Source organism: Paracholeplasma morum (genome assembly GCF_016907055.1).
Classification (GTDB): Bacteria; Bacillota_I; Bacilli_A; order Acholeplasmatales; family UBA5453; genus Paracholeplasma; species Paracholeplasma morum.
Genome location: NZ_JAFBBG010000001.1, coordinates 111,603 through 129,448 on the forward strand (window position 1 = coordinate 111,603; position 17,846 = coordinate 129,448).

Genomic DNA, 17,846 nt, shown 5'->3' on the forward strand with positions numbered 1-17,846 from the left:
CTAAGTGCTTTTTTACTTAATGACTTCAATAATAATATCTTTAATTCGTTCTCTCCAGCTGGATTCATGATGAATTCCACTTGGTATTTCACGATAGACAACATTTATTTTCTTCGAAAGTAACGCTTCATAGACATTTCTGTTTGATTCTATGTACGTAAAGTCATCTTTGTCTTCAGAATCGCCTGTATCTATATAAAGCATACCTTTGTGTAGTTTTCTTGTTCGTTTGATATATTTAACAAAATCTTCTTCTGCAATCCAAAAGGCATTGGAAAGGCCAATAGCATTTTTGAAGATACTTGGATAAGTCAAACTAGCATATACGCTGATCAAACCACCCATAGAGGACCCACCAATTGTGATATTTGAATCATCAATGGCGTATTTACTACTTATAAAAGGAATCACGGTTTCGATTAAGTCATGAATATAGATATCACCTTTACCACCTGTGATACGTTTTATGCCATCTAACTCAAATGGTTTTGAAACAAACGGGTTATATTCATCCAGTCTATCCAAGCCATTTGCACAAGATACTCCTGCAATAATCATACTCGGGAGCGAATCGAAGTGTTCCATTAGTCCCCATGACGTCCCAAAAGACGCTTTTTCATCGAGAAACATGTTTTGACCATCATTCATGATTAATAGAGGATAACTTTCGTGTTTAGTGTAATCAGATGGAATTAAAAGAAAAAGGCTAGCCTCCCTGCCTATTTTAGGAAGCTTAATGGTTTTTTCTATTAGTTTCATGTCACTACTCCTTACGTTTTAAAAATTTAATGGTAGCTTCTAAGTAAGTTTTCGATGGTTCATGTCCAAGATCTGCAGCTTTTTTCCAATAGTGCATAGCTGTTTTTTCACTCTTCTCAACACCAAGTCCACGAACGTATAATATGCCTAGGTTATATAATGCCCCAAGCACATCTTTTTCTGCAGCTTGACGATATAAAACCGAGGCTTTTTGATAGTCTTGATTAACAAAATCCCCATTTTGATACATTACACCAAGATTATATTGTGCATAAGGATGTTTCTGTTCAGCAGCTTTATTAAGCCAAAAGAATGCTTTATCGTAATGCGTCATCCCTTTAAACTTAAAGTAAGTAACGCCTAGGTGATACTGTGCATTCATATCTCCTTGGTTAGCAGCAAGCGTTAAATAAACAACTGCTTCATCCGGATTCTTTTCAACACCATCGCCATTTTTATTCATTAATCCTACATAGTATTGACTAGATGCATAGCCTAAATCAGCACTTTCTTTTAAGTACACAAAAGCTTTATCAAAATCTTTCTTACCAAACTCGCCCTCATAATGAAATAACCCTAGTGTATGAAGCGCTAAATAATGGTGTTGTAGGGCGGATAATTCTAGCCATTTCTTCGCCTCAAAATAATTTTTATCAACCACTTCACCATCAATGTATAATAATGCTAATGCATATTGCGCATACGCATGACCTTGAATGGCTGCCTTTGAATAATTATCAAATATGACGTCAATTCTTCCAACATCAGATTTTAAGGCTTCATAAATAGATCCTAGAAGAAACTGAGCTTCTGAAAAACCTATTTTTGCAGATTTTTCTAGGTATTCAATAGCAGTTGCTACATATTTTTTGACATAAAATCCATGATAATAATAACTGCCCATAATGTATAAAGAAACAGGATCATTTTGATTAGCTTCATCTAATAACCCTAAATAGCCAGCTTCAAAATAGTCTTTCGCTGTACGTTCGTCTTTTAGTACCCCATGTCCGGTTGTATGTAATAAAGCATAGCCATAGAAGCATTTTAAACTTCCTAATGACATTCCCGACTCATATAATTCTTTAGCTTTTACTACATCCATTGTATAACCTTCACCAATTGCATAGGCTCTACCCAAATGATAGAACGCGTCTGCATAGCCATCAGCAGCCAACTTTTCTAATAACTGATTGGCTTTATATACATCTTTTTCTTTCACGTTTAGGTTCAAATAACCTAAAGCTTCATAATATAATGTTTCCATATCCATAATTATCACATCTCCAATACATTTATATCATATAATGACTTTTTTTTCCTTGTTTACGCAAAAAAAGACGCTTATAGCATCTTTTCAATTTCTTTAACGATGTGGTTTGCTATTTCGATCATTCCATAATGGCCTGGATGAATTAAATCGAACGATAAGTGATGCTTGCTTAATACGCCACTTCCATCAATGTAACGATAGTTAGGATACCCCTTAACAATTTCTTTAAATGCGTTTCTATAGAGAATAACATCGTCTTTGTTGCCTCTATTTTGATCAAGCCCATACATTCTCCAATTATCTAGTACAGACATACAAACCACAACAGCATTAGGTTGAGTAATTCGAATTTGCTCTAGTAAATATGAAAGACGTTCTTTAAATGTATCGACATGAAACCCATCCCCAATCATGTTGACCGAAAGTTCAAGTGTAATCAAGTCATACTTAGTTTTTAGCATTTCATCCACGAGGGATTTTTCAATGTAACAAGATCCGCTCATACCCATGTTAAAAACATCATATCCCAACTTTTCGCCAATTATCATCGGATAATTCAAGTCTGGTAAATAGCTGCTTCTACCTTGTGTAATGCTTGTACCATAAGCCAAATAGCGTTTTTCTGGCATTAATAAGCGACTTGGTACATAATGATCCCCAATGATTGATTCAACAATTAGCGATTCTTTAAATAGAATTCTAATGACACTTGGATGAAATCGATGGAATGGTAAAAGTTTCTTTATGTCAGAGTCGCTAAACTTAGGTGTAATCACCAGTGATAACTCTTGATTAATCGTATAGAGTTCACCTTGAAAATCCCCATAATAAACCATGATTTCTGAGGTAGAAAATGATTTTAAATGAATCGTTACTGGATTTGAAGCTACAAACCGAATCTCTGAACCATGAAAACTATGAATGTTGCCTTTACCTTTTTCTGATAAACCAGCATATGCAGTTGGATTAAATTTTTCTAGGACATACCCCTCTTTAGTTTGAGTTATGTTTGATACATTATGATAGTATAAATTATTCATGATTTGCCCTCACCACTTCAACTGTGATCAAATCCGAGACAAGTTTATACTCAACTAGAGGTGTTTTAACGAAATGAACCGCATATATATGAGCTAACCCTTCGTGACTAGCACCAATAACAACATTGTTATCAATTACCAGTTTTGTAGGATTATCGAATAAAATCTCAAAATGAGTACTGACACGTGTCCCTTTATTGCTAGTTACTTCGAGTTCGAGTGGTTCACCAATCGTATACTTCTGTCTAGCGTGAACATTTAAGTACTTGATTAAGTCCTTAAATCTATCTGACTCATCCGTATTAATTCCGTAATAGCCCGATAAAAACATGTATTTTAAATCGTGGTCTGTCTGTATTCCCCAAGGACAAACCATGATTGCTCTTTTTCTTAAAATTTCAATCAGATTATTTTTCTTATGATTATAGTACGGATGAATCGTTAGATTATACTTATTTGAAATCTTGATAATATCAGAAATGCTCATTTGACTTGAATTCAAATCAATTAAGAACCCACGACTATATTCTTTTAAGTATTTCTTAAAATTTACTAATGCAAATGGATAAAAGCTCATAAGAAGTGGTGGAATATCCATTTCTCGTGCAACATATCTAAGACGTTTCATCGCTTTTGCGCTTGATGTTTTAGATTCTAATAGCAACTGCGTTCCAGTATCCTTTATTTGACTATGGAAATAACTGAGTGTTGGCAGAACTTCATCCGTAGGAACCCCTTGATAAGTCATTTTAATAGATTGTAGAGACTTAAGGTTATCCTTCTTGATTACATAGTCTTTCTGATAAGTCCTTCCCAAGGACTCATCATGGTTTACGACGATATAATTATCTTTCGTCATATGAAAATCTAGTTCAATAACATCCGAGTGAACATCAACAGCTTTTCTTGCAGAAGCAACACTGTTTTCTTGGACATCTTTATGTAATCCTCTATGTGCAATAACAAATGGCGTAAAAGCAAAATCCCCTTTGATATCTAAGTCTTTTTTAGTGATGCCATTGCCAATGACACCATCAACGCCTGACAAAGCAGCTTGATATAAATCAAGACTCTTTTCAACACGAACAAAAACTGTCATTCCGTATAGTTTTAGTCTTCTAACCATTTGACTGGATACATATTGACTCTTTAGACATACTGTATGAGCATGGTTACTTAATGCTTGTTTAGATAAGTCTGGTAGACTGTTGAATGTGTTAGGTTCATAGACAAGTCTAGCATATGGATAAATTCTGTATACGATTTTTAATAATGTCTTAGAACGTGAAAAAACAAAGATATCGAATAGTTGGTGTTTATATAGAAGTCTTCCCAATTTCTTCGCATCTTTGATACTATTAATTTCGATGGCATTCAATCCATTTAAGATTGACTCTTCATCGAAAGAATCCAGTTTTTTAATATCCGAATCCGGCATATTTGATATAACAATAATCTTTTTTAACACAGACATCTCTCCAGTATATTAATCATATAACAAAACTATTTATAAATCAATCATTTCTTACCTTAATAAACCTTTTTCTATACATGTTTTCCACCATACAAAACGAATGAATAATCACAGTTAATCATTGAGAAATAAACACCAAAAATTCCAGGTTCATAGATAAAAATAAAGGCATCTTGAAAGATACCTTTATCACGCTTGTTTATACAATTCCCTCTTCCAACATAGCTTCGTATATTCTAAGGAATGAGGCGATATTAGCCCCACTAATCAGATCGTATGGGTCTTTGTATTTAATGGCTGCGCTGTAACATTTGATGAATATGTCACGCATAATACCTTTTAGTTTTTCATCGACTTCATCGTATCGCCAAGGGTAATGTTGTGCATTTTGGCTCATCTCAAATAATGAAACGGCTACACCACCAGCATTGGCTGCTTTTCCCGGTGCAAACAAAATATTTTGTGTTCTAAAATAGTTTTCCGCATCTAGAGTACAAGGCATATTTGCGCCTTCAGCAACTAAAAAACATCCATTTTTAACAAGTGCTTTCGCATCTTCTAAGTTCAACTCGTTTTGAATCGCACATGGCATTGCAATTTCACATGGTTGTTGCCATAAATCTCTAGGGTTATTGCCATATATACACTCATGTGTTTCAATATATTTCTTTGTCAAATCCCCATTCACACAAAGATCACTGACTGCTTTCATATCAAGTCCATTTTGGTCATATATAAAGCCATTTATATCCGACATACCTACAACTACCGCCCCTAATTCAAAGGCTTTAATAGCGGCATGATAACCTACTTTTCCAGAACCTGAAACAATTACTTTTTTATCTTCTATTGTATCTCTTCTGTAAGTTTTTAGCATTTCTGTAACAAAATAACACAATCCATAACCAGTAGCTTCTTTTCGTACTAAAGATCCTCCATAAGACAATCCCTTTCCAGTAAGAACCCCAGTGTGTTCATTCTGAATTTTCTTATACATGCCATATAAGTATCCTATTTCACGATTACCAACACCAATATCACCAGCAGGCACATCCGTGTTTGGTCCAATATGTCTATAAAGTTCTAACATGTAGTTTTGACAGAACCTCATAATCTCTTGATCCGACTTTCCAATCGGATTAAAGTCACTTCCGCCTTTTGCCCCACCAAGTGGTAAGCCCGTTAAAGCATTCTTAAATGTTTGTTCAAAACCTAAAAACTTCATGGTTGATTCATTAACGCTTGGGTGAAATCTAATGCCACCCTTAAAAGGTCCAAGCAGTGAATTAAACTGAACGCGGTACCCCCTGTTAATCTTTATGGATCCTTGATCATCAACCCAAGTCACTTTAAACTGGATGAATCGTTCTGGTTCAATTAACCGTTCCATAACTGCATTTTTCTCAATTGAAGGGGTTTGGATGACTAACTCATCCATCGATAAAAAGAAAGTCTCTACAGCTTGAATGAATTCAGGTTGATTAAGATCTTTATTTCTCACTTCATCAAAAACTCTTTGTAAGTACGGACTCTTCAACATTTACTTTTCCCTCAGATAGTATATTTTTAAAAAATCGAGTATATACCTATATTAAACCGAAATGACGATGTATTGTCAATGTGAATAAATCATAAAAACCGCCTTTATGACGGTTTTTGATAATTCTTTGTGAAAACGCTATCTTTTAGGTTTTTTATCTGTTGAATATTTCAAAGTAAGGTGAGTGTGGAAACAAACTATAACGTATTTTTCGTTTGAATGCTTCATAGATAAATACCTGGATATCTGTCTCATTTTGAAATTTCATAAGCGCTTCAATGTATGACGTTTGGATTTGTTTGTTAGAAATAATTGACGGATTATCAGATTGATAAGGATACCCCGTCTCACTAACAAAAACAGGTTTACCAAGGTTTTCTTTAGTTGCTTCAACAAAGGCTTTCAAATAAGGAATCGCCTCTTCAAAAGGCTTATTTTGGAAGAATGGATGCAAGTTAATACCAACAACATCAACCTCTTTAGCTAAAGCACTTGCTTGTGTATTCCAAAAATATGCATTCTCACAATAAGTAACTAGAGCCTTGGTTTCTTTCTTAACCATTTTGATATACTTTGTAAGTTCTGGAATTGATACCATTTGGATTGTCCATGATGTTTGTGATTCATTACCTACTGAAACCATTGATATGATCGATTCATATTCATTGGCAAGTTTGATTAACTTCTCCACCTTCAACTGATTTTCACGTTTATTAAAAATGATATCTTTTGTTTTTAAGATTTCATTATTGTAAGTATTTTGATTGATTACTTCACCTTTAAATGAGATACCTAATAACACTTTAATTGGAATCTTTTCTTGATAAATTAGTTTTAACAATGTTTCGGTATACGCTGTTATATCGTATAAACGAATCAGATGATACTGATTCTCAATAAGGGCTTTTAAATCCTTTCTTAATTCGTTTTCAATTATTTCTTCTTTATCTGTCTGATCAAAATCAGGTTCCTGATAACAAATCGCACGTGTTTGTGACATCTTAATCACCTCTCTTTTTTTATTGTACCATAGAGAAAAAAACCTTACTGGTTTTATGCATACACATGAATCATGTGATAGAATACAATAAAGAGGTGAATTTATGATTGTCGGATGTGTAAAAGAAATAAAGAAGTACGAATTTAGAGTTGGCGTTACACCTAGCGCAGCTAATGAGTATGTTCGAAATGGACATAAAGTGCTTATAGAGACTGGTGCTGGTTTAGGTTCGGGTTTTAAAGATGAAGCTTATTCTAATCTTGGCTGTGAAATCATCAAAGATGCTGCCACAGTTTGGAGTAAAAGCGACATGATTATTAAGGTAAAAGAACCATTAGTTTCCGAGTTTCACTTACTTAAAGAAAATCAAATTCTATACACATATTTACACTTAGCTTCGAATAAACCACTATACGATGAATTAAAGCGAAAGAATGTAACTTCCATCGCCTATGAAACCATTGAGTTAAATCACACCTTACCATGTCTTGAACCAATGAGCATGGTTGCTGGTCGTTTATCTATATTAGAAGCTGCGAAGTTTAGCCAATCCTTCTATGGAGGAAATGGCGTTCTTCTTTCTGGGTTACCAGGGACACCTAAAGCCAAAATCACGATAATTGGGGCAGGAACGGTTGGTCAGAACGCATGTAAAATCGCTATAGGAATTGGGGCAGACGTAACCGTAATTGACCTTGATGTCAAACGACTTTCTCAACTAGAGGATTTATACAGCAGCAAAGTAAAAACTCTCTATTCTAATGAAGAAAACCTGAAAAAATCAATCATTGATAGTGATATTGTGATTGGTGCCGTTCTACTACCGGGTGATAAAACTCCAAAATTAATTAAAGACGAATACCTTGATTCGATGAAACCTGGGGCAGTAATTGTAGATGTAGCAATCGACCAAGGAGGTATCTCTAACCATTCAAAAGTAACTTACCATGATGACCCTATATATAAAGTAAAAGACGTCCTATTTTATGGAGTAGCAAACATGCCGGGGGCAGTGCCTAAAACGTCCTCGATTGCCTTAAGTAATGTAACCCTCAAATATGGATTAGAGATTGCGAACAAAGGCATTGAAAAAGCGCTTGAAAACCCAGTGATATTAACTGGCCTAAATACAAAAGATGGGTTGGGTACTTATCCAGCACTGATTCATTTATTTGGAGCATAACAACAATAAAAGCCAGCAAAAATGCTGGCTTTTATCATCTATAAATCTGTATATTTTACGATTGGTTTTCTAGCTGCCTGAACTTCATCAAGTCTTCTAACCACTGTCGTATGGGGTGCACTCTTTAAGTAATCAGGGTTAGTCTTAGCTTCTAATGCGATGTCTTTCATGATTCCAATAAAATGATCTAGCGTTTCTTTAGATTCATTTTCAACAGGTTCAATCATCAGTGATTGATGGAATACTAGTGGGAAATATATCGTTGGTGGATGGACCCCAAAGTCAAGCATTCTTTTAGCAACATCCAAAGTGGTCACTCCTGATGATTTATCGATTAATCCATCAAAAACTACTTCGTGTTTGCATAACCCTTTGATTGGTAGATGGTAATAATTTTTTAGAGATTCTTTAATGTAGTTCGCATTAAGTACAGATAACGCACCAACCTTTGACAAGTTTTCTTTGCCCAATGTCATCATATAACTATAAGCTTTGATGATGACCGAGAAGTTTCCATAAAAACTTGAGACATGTCCAATGGAATCCTTAGGGTTAACTAGAGCAAACTGATTACGTTTCTTCTCGACAAGTGGAGATGGTAAGAAATCTTTCAACTTCTTACATACACCAACAGGTCCAGAACCTGGTCCACCTCCGCCATGTGGCGTAGAGAAGGTTTTATGCAAGTTGATGTGGATAATGTCAAACCCCATATCGCCAGGTCTAGCATAGCCTAATAACGCATTGAGGTTTGCACCATCATAGTAGAGTAATCCGTCCACTTGATGGATAAGGCGTTTGACCTTTAGTATGTCTTTTTCAAAAATACCTAATGTATTTGGATTGGTTAACATGATTCCAGCAATATCATCTGATATCGCTTCTTTTAGAGATTTAATATTGACTGTGCCATCCTTATTGGACTTAACTTCAACAATTTCAAAACCTGCAACAGTCGCGGAAGCGGGGTTAGTTCCATGGGCAGAATCTGGCACAATCACTTTGGTTTTGTGTTTATTACCTTTCTTGTGATGGTATGCCTTCATAATCATCAATCCTGCAAGTTCACCTTGTGCACCAGCATATGGATTAAGTGAGAATGTATGCATTCCAGATAACTCACTAAGCATTTGCGCAGTCTCATAATATATTTGAAGAGAACCTTGTGCCGAAGATACAGGCTGTAATGGGTGTATATTTTTAATGCCTGGAATATCAGACATTTCTTCATTTATCTTTGGATTGTACTTCATAGTACAAGATCCTAGTGGATAAAACCCTGTTTCAATCCCAAAGTTCTTTCTAGATACGTTAGAGTAGTGTCTTACAACATCCAGTTCAGATACTTCAGGTAAATAGGTTTCTTTTTGTCGTTTTAGCGATAGAGGAATTGAATTATCTAAAATGAACTCACTTGAAATCGGACCTAAAGATGCTCCGATTCTTTGTTCTTTAGAGAGTTCAAAAATTAATTTGTCATATGGTGTCATGCCTTAAACCCCCTAATGAGAGAAACAAACGTATCTATTTCTTCTTTGGTTCTTTTCTCAGTAACAGAGAATGCTATCTTATCTTCATCCATCTTCAAACCTGATAGATACCCCTTTTTAAGTAGGTAACTTTCTAGCTTATCAATGTCTAAACTTGTCTTTAAAACAAATTCCTTGATGTAAAAACCTTCGTGTACCTTTGAGAATAAGCCTGTCTTGATTAATTCGCTTTCTAAATAGTGACTATTGGCGAAACAGTGATCATTGACTTCTTTAAGTCCTTGCTTACCCATGATTGAAAGGTAGACAGTTACCCATAAGGCCATTAATGACTGGTTGGAGCAAATATTCGAGTTAGCCTTTTCTCTTCTAATATGTTGTTCACGAGCTTGAAGGGTTAATACGAACCCTCTTTTACCATCTACGTCTTTGGTGATGCCACAAATCCTACCTGGCATTTTCCTTAACAGTTTATCGGTGGTTGCAAGATACCCTAAGTAAGCCCCTCCAAAAGAAAGAGGAACTCCTAATGATTGGGCATCGCCACAAGCGATATCCGCACCCATTTCACGTGGAGATTTAATCACACGAAGTACTTGTGGATCTGCATAAACAATCATAATGCCATTATCCTTTTTGACCAATTCACTCGCTTCTGTGAAGTCTTCTACAAGCCCATATTTATTTGGAGTTTGTCCAATAAAGCCCGCAAAATCCAACGTCTTTGTAGATAAATCCATTAAGTCTGTTAATCCATCTTTCTCACTAACCATGACGACTTCAATATTTCTATAAAGTGCATACGTCTTAATAACCTCAATGACGTGAGGAAATACGGTATTTGAAATAAGTATTCGTGGTTTTTTGGTTTGGCTAGTAGCCATGAACATAGCTTCTGCTGCAGCGGTTGATCCATCATACATCGAAGCGTTTGTTACATCCATACCGGTTAAGTCTGTAATCATACTTTGGAACTCAAAGATGTATTGAAGTGTCCCTTGTGCGATTTCAGGTTGGTAGGGTGTATAAGCTGTAAGGAACTCCTCGCGTCTTACAATATGAGGAATAATCGAAGGAATATAGTGATCATATGCCCCAGCACCTCTAAATATAACCAATTCTTTATTCTTTTTTGCAAGCCCACTAAAATGATTTCTTAGTTCAATTTCAGAAAGCCCGCGGTCAAGTTTATAGTCCGGTCTTTTCAATTGTTTTGGAATATCCAAAAATAGATCATCGAGTGTGTTTACACCGATTTTATCTAACATTTCCTGGATGTCTTTATCCGTATGTGGGAAGTATTTAAACATAAATTAATGAATGCTCTTTTCGTATTCTTTGTCAGATAACAATGCTTTTAGCTCTGAGTCATCTGTCAGTTCTATTTTGATAATCCAATTTGAATATGGATCTGTATTTAATAGTTCTGGGTGGTCTTGTAGAGTGTCATTTACTTCAATGACTTTACCAGATACTGGCATCATCAAATCAGAAGCAGCTTTAACGGATTCAACCGCCCCAAAAGCTTCTTTTTGATCAAAAGTAGCACCAATGCTTGGTAAGTCAACGAAAACGACTGAGCCAAGTGTTTCTTGAGCATAATCGGTAATGCCAATCAAAGCATGATTGCCTTCAACTTTAATCCATTCGTGTGTTTGAGTGTAGTGTAAATCTTTTAGTATTTTTGACATTGTTATTCTCCTTTAATGTACTTTTTCTCGTAATATTTACGGTTTCTAATTTTCGCATTTACCATTTTATTTCTAATTTCAACCTGAACGATATCTCCAAGTTTAACCGATTGGTTTAACATCACGTTACCATATGATTTTATTGTGTTTGGAATCATATAGCCTGTTGTGATATAGCCAACCATTTCATTGTCTTTGTAGACTGTATAGCCATCTCTAGCAATATTTCTTTCTAGGAGTTCCAGTCCCATCAATCGTCTTTCAAGGCCGTTTTCTTTTTGTTTAAGAAGTGCTTCTTTTCCAATAAAATCTTTGTGGAATTTGCAGAAATAACCTAATTGTGCTTCGAGAGGGGTAGTAAATCCATTAATTTCATGACCGTAAAGTGGTAACCCAGCTTCAAATCTAAGAGTGTCTCTAGCACCTAATCCACAAGGTTCTACACCCATTTGGATGAGTTCATCAAAGAGTTTAACAATGGTTGGATTCGAGGCATATATCTCAAAACCATCTTCGCCTGTATAGCCACTCCTTGAAATAATCACTTCTTCTTCATTGTAGAGAAAGTAACCAAACTTCATAAACTCTAACTTAGTGACGCCAATGATTATTTGATCCATAATGTCTTTGGATTTTGGCCCTTGTAATGCAAGTTGTCCATAAAAGCCTGAGACGTTTTCCAATAAACAATTAAAGCCATCTAGGTGTTTTTTTAACCATTGATAGTCTTTATCGGTATTAGAAGCATTAACAACCAATAAGAACTGTTCGTCATTAATCTTATAAACCATAAGGTCATCAACCACGCCACCAGTAGGTTCTAAAAATAAGGTGTACATCAGTTCTTCTTCTTTCATGTCTTCAAAAGCATTGGTAGACATATAGTTTAAGAACTTAACAGAATCCTTGCCTGAGAGTAATAGTTCACCCATATGTGAACAATCAAACACGCCCACAGACTCTCTAACCGCTTTGTGTTCATCTAATATGCCCTTATAACTAACGGGCATATCAAACCCACCAAACTCGGTCATTTTAGCGTTTAACCCTAGGTGTCTATCGTGTAGACAAGTTACTTTTAGTTTCATCCTATTCCTCCATAAATAATGTATAGAAATCATCATTAGTCAAACCGATGATGTAATCTTCTATCTTAATGTCTGTTAACCCATTGATAATGGATCTTAAATCAAACATAACCCCAAGGAGTTTAGCTTTAATGTCTTCTAAATCCTTTAATGTGAAAAAATCTCCATATATCACTATATCGTTGATTTTTTGTTTGTGAACTAAAACTTTCACCCCAACAGTACCTGCTAGAAATCTTTTCTTATGAGCATACTCGTAAGGGGGATTAAACCCTTCGATAAATGACACTTCACTGAAACGGCTCATTAAGTCAAATACCCTTTTTTCTTGAGATTCCGTAAGGATGTAAGTATCATCAGTTAGAACTGTCTCTATTCTTCTTTCAAAAGCTTCGATTGGTTCATTAATGACATCCTTCATATTGATTACCCTTTGTCTGACTGATTCAATACCTTTACTTATGAGTTTCTCATTGGATGGGGTAATAGACTTAACTAGGGTTTCAAAGTCTGTGTCATATAGGATTGTCCCGTGAAGACAAGAGCCAAATTCATTTCGGTAAAACGCATTTCCTGAAAACTTTTTATCGTTGTATAAAATGTCGTTTCTTCCTGAGATAACGACTGGGATATCTATAGAATCAAATACGCTTTTTATCTTGTGTAAAGCAATTTTGAATAATTCGTCTTTACTGTGTGTCTTTGATAAAAAAGAATATTTGATACACCCTTCATCTGAATAAACTGCTCCTCCACCTGATAACCTTCTAAAAATATCGATGTTGTGAGTTTTAACATACTCTAGGTTGACTTCAGTATCAATCAACTGATTTTTACCAATAATAACCGCACCATAGACATGCCAAATAAAGAATAAATCGTCTTCTAAATCTTCTAATAATATGGTTTCAAGCGCAAAGAAAAAGGGATCTTTTTGTCTGCCGTATTTCGTCAAATCTACTTTCTTCATGTTTGTCTCCTTATGCTCATATTATACAATATAAAACGCTTACATAAAATCCTAAAATGACTAAAGAAAAAAGAAACTTAACGTTTCTTATTTTCCAATCAGTACTGCCCTTACCATTGAGGCATCTCTGTTCTCGAATCTTAATGGCAAAGCAATTAGCGTATACTCATCTGGGGTAATGTCTTTTAATACAATGCCTTCCAATATTATGATGTCTTTGGCCATTAATACTTTATGTGTTTTATGTCCTGGTTGGTTTCGTTCGATACCAAGCGCATCAATTCCAACACCTTTTACATTTTGGTTTGCTAGAAATATGGCCGCGTCTTCAGAAACATAAATAAAATTAGGATTAAAGACAGTATCAAATGAGTTTTTCGTTTTAAATAAGACGAAATCTCCTTTATTGATATAAAGGTGTTCAATGTCTTTTTTTGTGATATAGTCTTCTATATGTGTTAAATCAAAGACTTTGGCTTCAGTAATATAATCTGAAAGCACAATGTCGCTTGAAGTGCTTCCGTCTTTAATCATATGCAAATTAAAATCGATGTGCGTACCTGTGTGAAGATTCATATGAATGTTCGTCTCAAAATGCCCGTTTTCTTCATGGTTTGAAGCTACCTCAAATCGAGGTTTTTTTGACTCATAGTTTTTATATACCGGCATATCTTCTCTAATTACCATTGAAATATCGTATAGTTTCATCAGAAATCCTCCCCAGTTAATGCTTTAATCGTTTGATAGAGATCGTGGTGGTTTTTATATTGAACAAGTTTGGTATTTGAATCCTTAATCTCTTTTCTTAGTTCGTCAATGAATTTCCAAGACAGTTCAATTTCATCCCATCTTGTAAATAGAGACTTATGTCCAAATGCCATATCTAGAAATAACTTTTCATAAGCCTCTGGCATATTTCCCACTGCATTACATGCGATACAGTAATCTAAATCCACTTGTTCAACGGCATTTCTCAATCCTGGAACTTTAGAGTTTAAAGTAAGGCTAATACCATCAAGTGGGGCAATTTTTATGTACAATTTATTAGTTTTTAGCGGTAAATCCCATTTATGTTGTTCAGGCGTTTCTTCAAATTCAATGATGATGACAGATTCTTTTTCTTCTAAAGCTTTACCTGTTAACAAATAAAATGGCACACCTTTGAACCTTGGTGTATCGCAAAATGCTTTTAAGAATACAAATGTTTCTGTTTTTGAGTCTTTATTAATGTGAGGCTCATCTAAGTAGCCTTCATACTGGCCAAGCACAACGGAATCAATATCATACCTCAATTTCTTGAAGACTTTGACTTTCTCGTCCTTGATGTCTTCACTTTGATAGGATTTAGGAACTTCCATTGCAATCAAGGCTAACATTTGAAGCAAGTGGCTTTGAATCATATCCTTCATTGCACCAGCAGTATCATAATAAAGCGCACGTGATAAGATGGTTTCTGTCTCTTTAGCGATAATCTTTACGCTTTTTATGGCGTGATTATGCCAAGAGTTTTCGAATATTTTGTTTGCGAATCTAACCGTTAAAATGTTTTGAATCATCTCTTTGCCAAGGTAATGATCAATACGGTATAGTTGTTTTTCATCATAATAACGCCATAACATTTGGTTGATTTCTTTCGCTGATGCTAAATCTTGTCCAAATGGTTTTTCAAAGGTAATCGAACTCGATAAGTCACCTTTAGTCACAAGTTCAGATACGCCAATGTTGATCGCAATCTCTTTTAGTAAATCTGGCCCCACCGCTAGATAAAATATTTTACGTTCAAAGGTTATTTCATGATTATCAATGTAGTTTTTTAGGTTTTGATAATCACTAAGTTCATTGACTTCTAGTTTAAAATACTCAACATGTCTTTTCAAGTACTCTATATCTAAACTCGTCTTGGCTGTTTTGGTAATATAGTCCAAATAGTCATCTGTTTGAAAATCTCTTCTACCAATAGCAATCACTTTTGTATCTTCATCTAATAAGTGGTCTTTGAGCAGTTTTTCGATTGCAGGTAAGAGTTTTCTACTGGTTAAATCTCCTGTGGAACCAAATATTGTTATTAGTGTTTTCATTTTTTATAGGTAGCGTGGCCGCCAAATTCCTTTCGCATCGCCGCAACCACCTTTTCGGCAAATTTGTTTTCATCCTTAGATTTATATCTAGCAAATAGACTTGCCGTAATCGTAGGCATGGATACCCTCTTTTTGAGTCCTTCTTCAATCATCCACATACCTTCGCCTGAATCATCTACTTTACCGCTGATTTCATCTAGTTTAGGGTCTTTGCTGAAAGCGTTTTGGATGTATCCAATTAAGGCAGATTCAATAATCGAGCCATTATTCCATACTTTTGATAATGCCTCATAATCAATGTCAAATCCACTTTGACTCATTAAGTCATAACCTTCACCAATGGCTTGCATCATCCCATATTCAATGCCGTTGTGAACCATTTTAACGTAATGTCCAGAGGAAGGTCCACCAACGTGGATATACCCATCTTCTATGGCGATACTTCTAAAGAAATCGTCTAACTTATGGATCACATTGGGTTCGCCACCAACCATCAAACAAGCCCCGTTTCTTGCACCATAAGTGCCACCGCTTGTTCCACAGTCAACGAACTCAATTCCGTGCTGTTTCAAGGATTCATAACGTCTTTTAGAGTCATTAAAGTTGGAGTTTCCTGCATCAATCACAATGTCTCCTTTGGATAAATACGGTTTAACAGAATTGATGACATCTTCTGTGATTTTCCCTGCTGGAACCATCAAAAATACTACTTTATCTTCGCCGATGAGCAGTTCATCTAAGGTATCTTTAACGATAATGCCTTCTTTTCTAGCTAAGTTTCTTATGTGATCATTCACATCAAAAGCTTCAACTTGATGGCCATTATCTTTCATATTTAAGGCTAGGTTTAACCCCATTTTGCCTAATCCAATTAGTTTAATATTCATATAAATCCTCCTTATAAGTAATCTAATTTCATTATATCATTTAGACAAAAGAGTTTCTTCTTTCTTGCCTATAAAAAGATAAGACTAAACAGGCGTTTAGTCTTAAAAAAGTATTAGAGCTGTTCTTGGATCTTCTTCGCAAGTCCTTTAATGTCTTTGATAGGTAGTGCACTTAGTGCCACTCTAATTGATCCATTTAATGGCACCACATAAATGTCTTTCTCCATTAATGAAGTATAGGTCTTGTGGGGGTCTTCGCATGGAATGGTAACAAAAAATCCGTGTGTATAAGGATAGGTGACTAGATTAATGCTTTTAGCCTCTTCGATAAATAATGCAGCTCTTGAGTCTAGTAGCGATCTAACGCTATTCAACTCATTAATAAAAGCATCACGAACACGATCATTTTCATCTAAAATGTTTAATAGTTGAATGGGTGTGGTTGGAGGACAACTCCACGTGCTTCTAGCTCTATATAAGGAAATTCTTTCAAACTCTTCTGCAAGTTTTTGATCGCGAGATAGTCCGATGAGTGCACCACCTCTAAGCCCATATACTCCAAAAGTTTTGGATGCTGAAAAACATACGGAAATAATCATGTTGGATTGAACACTTAAAAATTCATTAAAACGTTCTCTAGTTTCTTTAAATGATTGGTCAGCATAATCCAAATATGCGATATCGTAAATAAATACTACAGGGACAATCTTCCCTAATTCATCAAGTGCGTTAATGATCTTCTTAAGTTCTTCTTTTGACAACGAATACCCAGTTGGATTTTGACATGGGTCATTAATTAAAACGACAAGTTTATGCGTTTTGGTTGCTACTTCTTGAGCTTTTTCAATAAACCCCTTTATGTTAAAATGCGCTCCTTCAAACAAAGGATATGTGACATATGAAGCACCTGTTTGGTTAATAATCGCTTGATAATTACTCCAGAAAATATCGGGCAGTAACACCAAATCTCCTGTAGATACATAGTTACCTAAAACTGTACTTAGTGCGCCACTTGCACCCGGAGTCGCTAGTACCTTGCGTGTAAAATGAGAATTAATCTGATCATAATATGGTCCAAAAACCCATTTTGAGACCGCTGTTTTAAAGAGTTCTCCGCCATCCACTGGTGGATAGGCTCTAAGTTTTGTAGAGTCCATTGTTCTAATTTGTTTTTCTATCGATTGGAAAGCTAGTAGTTTCCCTGAATCATCTAGCAAAGCCCCAATGGTCGCATCGATACAATCAGGATTGACGCTTTTTCTTTTTTTGGCTTTTGCACCAATAGACAGAATGTCATCTGCTAACTCGAATGTTTTTGTGAAGTCGTTCGCATAATTCATAATTTATCTCCCTTAGAATAAAAGCCAGCAAAT

General features: G+C 35.4%; 16 protein-coding genes. 1 reads left to right on the plus strand and 15 read right to left on the minus strand.

Annotated elements, in window-relative coordinates:
- Nucleotides 1-12 precede the first annotated feature (12 nt).
- From JN09_RS00530 to JN09_RS00555, 6 genes are all read right to left on the minus strand, one after another.
- Nucleotides 13-759 (minus strand): alpha/beta hydrolase, encoded by a 747-nt coding sequence (locus JN09_RS00530; RefSeq protein WP_204431846.1) that lies wholly within the window; start codon nucleotides 757-759, stop codon nucleotides 13-15.
- A 4-nt stretch (nucleotides 760-763) separates the two neighbouring features.
- On the minus strand, nucleotides 764-2,032 hold the full coding sequence (locus tag JN09_RS00535; RefSeq protein WP_204431847.1) for a tetratricopeptide repeat protein: 1,269 nt from the start codon (nucleotides 2,030-2,032) through the stop codon (nucleotides 764-766).
- 71 nt (nucleotides 2,033-2,103) lie between these two features.
- Nucleotides 2,104-3,072: an SGNH/GDSL hydrolase family protein gene (locus tag JN09_RS00540; RefSeq protein ID WP_204431848.1), complete on the minus strand. Its 969-nt coding sequence runs from the start codon at nucleotides 3,070-3,072 to the stop codon at nucleotides 2,104-2,106.
- Nucleotides 3,065-4,540 carry a glycerophosphodiester phosphodiesterase gene (locus JN09_RS00545; protein ID WP_204431849.1) on the minus strand — a complete coding sequence of 492 codons (1,476 nt, stop codon included), beginning with the start codon at nucleotides 4,538-4,540 and terminating at the stop codon, nucleotides 3,065-3,067. Before JN09_RS00545 ends, JN09_RS00540 begins: the two co-directional genes overlap by 8 nt.
- A gap of 205 nt (nucleotides 4,541-4,745) precedes the next feature.
- Nucleotides 4,746-6,086 carry an NADP-specific glutamate dehydrogenase gene (gdhA, locus tag JN09_RS00550; protein WP_204431850.1) on the minus strand — a complete coding sequence of 447 codons (1,341 nt, stop codon included), beginning with the start codon at nucleotides 6,084-6,086 and terminating at the stop codon, nucleotides 4,746-4,748.
- Nucleotides 6,087-6,240: 154 nt separating this feature from the next.
- Nucleotides 6,241-7,086 carry a glycosyl hydrolase 53 family protein gene (locus JN09_RS00555; protein WP_204431851.1) on the minus strand — a complete coding sequence of 282 codons (846 nt, stop codon included), beginning with the start codon at nucleotides 7,084-7,086 and terminating at the stop codon, nucleotides 6,241-6,243.
- Between the two features lie 103 nt (nucleotides 7,087-7,189).
- Between JN09_RS00555 and ald the strand changes: the two genes are divergently transcribed.
- A complete protein-coding gene (ald, locus tag JN09_RS00560; RefSeq protein WP_204431852.1) occupies nucleotides 7,190-8,269 on the plus strand; it encodes an alanine dehydrogenase in 1,080 nt (359 codons plus the stop codon).
- 38 nt (nucleotides 8,270-8,307) lie between these two features.
- Here the strand turns inward: ald and gcvPB are convergent, their stop codons facing one another.
- The 9 genes from gcvPB to JN09_RS00605 all read right to left on the minus strand — a co-directional run bounded on the left by gcvPB (nucleotide 8,308) and on the right by JN09_RS00605 (nucleotide 17,813).
- Entirely contained in the window at nucleotides 8,308-9,759 is a 1,452-nt protein-coding gene (gene gcvPB / locus JN09_RS00565; RefSeq protein WP_204431853.1) for an aminomethyl-transferring glycine dehydrogenase subunit GcvPB, read from the minus strand.
- Entirely contained in the window at nucleotides 9,756-11,069 is a 1,314-nt protein-coding gene (gene gcvPA / locus JN09_RS00570; RefSeq protein WP_204431854.1) for an aminomethyl-transferring glycine dehydrogenase subunit GcvPA, read from the minus strand. Before gcvPA ends, gcvPB begins: the two co-directional genes overlap by 4 nt.
- Before the next feature lie 3 nt (nucleotides 11,070-11,072).
- Nucleotides 11,073-11,450: a glycine cleavage system protein GcvH gene (gcvH, locus tag JN09_RS00575; protein WP_204431855.1), complete on the minus strand. Its 378-nt coding sequence runs from the start codon at nucleotides 11,448-11,450 to the stop codon at nucleotides 11,073-11,075.
- A 2-nt stretch (nucleotides 11,451-11,452) separates the two neighbouring features.
- Nucleotides 11,453-12,538, minus strand: coding sequence for a glycine cleavage system aminomethyltransferase GcvT (gene gcvT, locus JN09_RS00580; RefSeq protein WP_204431856.1), 1,086 nt, complete (start codon nucleotides 12,536-12,538; stop codon nucleotides 11,453-11,455).
- Nucleotide 12,539: 1 nt separating this feature from the next.
- Entirely contained in the window at nucleotides 12,540-13,508 is a 969-nt protein-coding gene (gene lplA, locus JN09_RS00585) for a lipoate--protein ligase (RefSeq protein WP_204431857.1), read from the minus strand.
- A gap of 87 nt (nucleotides 13,509-13,595) precedes the next feature.
- Nucleotides 13,596-14,216, minus strand: a complete 621-nt coding sequence (locus tag JN09_RS00590) for a cyclase family protein (protein WP_204431858.1) — start codon at nucleotides 14,214-14,216, stop codon at nucleotides 13,596-13,598.
- On the minus strand, nucleotides 14,216-15,586 hold the full coding sequence (gene zwf, locus JN09_RS00595) for a glucose-6-phosphate dehydrogenase (RefSeq protein ID WP_204431859.1): 1,371 nt from the start codon (nucleotides 15,584-15,586) through the stop codon (nucleotides 14,216-14,218). The genes JN09_RS00590 and zwf overlap by 1 nt, the downstream gene beginning before the upstream one ends.
- Nucleotides 15,583-16,473, minus strand: coding sequence for a phosphogluconate dehydrogenase (NAD(+)-dependent, decarboxylating) (gnd, locus tag JN09_RS00600; RefSeq protein WP_204431860.1), 891 nt, complete (start codon nucleotides 16,471-16,473; stop codon nucleotides 15,583-15,585). The genes zwf and gnd overlap by 4 nt, the downstream gene beginning before the upstream one ends.
- Before the next feature lie 113 nt (nucleotides 16,474-16,586).
- Nucleotides 16,587-17,813, minus strand: a complete 1,227-nt coding sequence (locus tag JN09_RS00605; RefSeq protein ID WP_204431861.1) for a pyridoxal phosphate-dependent aminotransferase — start codon at nucleotides 17,811-17,813, stop codon at nucleotides 16,587-16,589.
- Between the last annotated feature and the right edge of the window lie 33 nt (nucleotides 17,814-17,846).

Excerpts from the sequence above, each read along its gene's own strand:
- JN09_RS00530 (WP_204431846.1), bottom strand. The coding sequence starts at position 759 with ATGAAACTAATAGAAAAAACCATTAAGCTTCCTAAAATAGGCAGGGAG.
- JN09_RS00535 (WP_204431847.1), bottom strand. The coding sequence starts at position 2,032 with ATGGATATGGAAACATTATATTATGAAGCTTTAGGTTATTTGAACCTA.
- JN09_RS00540 (WP_204431848.1), bottom strand. The coding sequence starts at position 3,072 with ATGAATAATTTATACTATCATAATGTATCAAACATAACTCAAACTAAA.
- gdhA (WP_204431850.1), bottom strand. The coding sequence starts at position 6,086 with ATGTTGAAGAGTCCGTACTTACAAAGAGTTTTTGATGAAGTGAGAAAT.
- JN09_RS00555 (WP_204431851.1), bottom strand. The coding sequence starts at position 7,086 with ATGTCACAAACACGTGCGATTTGTTATCAGGAACCTGATTTTGATCAG.
- ald (WP_204431852.1), top strand. The coding sequence starts at position 7,190 with ATGATTGTCGGATGTGTAAAAGAAATAAAGAAGTACGAATTTAGAGTT.
- gcvPB (WP_204431853.1), bottom strand. The coding sequence starts at position 9,759 with ATGACACCATATGACAAATTAATTTTTGAACTCTCTAAAGAACAAAGA.
- gcvPA (WP_204431854.1), bottom strand. The coding sequence starts at position 11,069 with ATGTTTAAATACTTCCCACATACGGATAAAGACATCCAGGAAATGTTA.
- gcvH (WP_204431855.1), bottom strand. The coding sequence starts at position 11,450 with ATGTCAAAAATACTAAAAGATTTACACTACACTCAAACACACGAATGG.
- gcvT (WP_204431856.1), bottom strand. The coding sequence starts at position 12,538 with ATGAAACTAAAAGTAACTTGTCTACACGATAGACACCTAGGGTTAAAC.
- lplA (WP_204431857.1), bottom strand. The coding sequence starts at position 13,508 with ATGAAGAAAGTAGATTTGACGAAATACGGCAGACAAAAAGATCCCTTT.
- JN09_RS00590 (WP_204431858.1), bottom strand. The coding sequence starts at position 14,216 with ATGAAACTATACGATATTTCAATGGTAATTAGAGAAGATATGCCGGTA.
- zwf (WP_204431859.1), bottom strand. The coding sequence starts at position 15,586 with ATGAAAACACTAATAACAATATTTGGTTCCACAGGAGATTTAACCAGT.
- gnd (WP_204431860.1), bottom strand. The coding sequence starts at position 16,473 with ATGAATATTAAACTAATTGGATTAGGCAAAATGGGGTTAAACCTAGCC.
- JN09_RS00605 (WP_204431861.1), bottom strand. The coding sequence starts at position 17,813 with ATGAATTATGCGAACGACTTCACAAAAACATTCGAGTTAGCAGATGAC.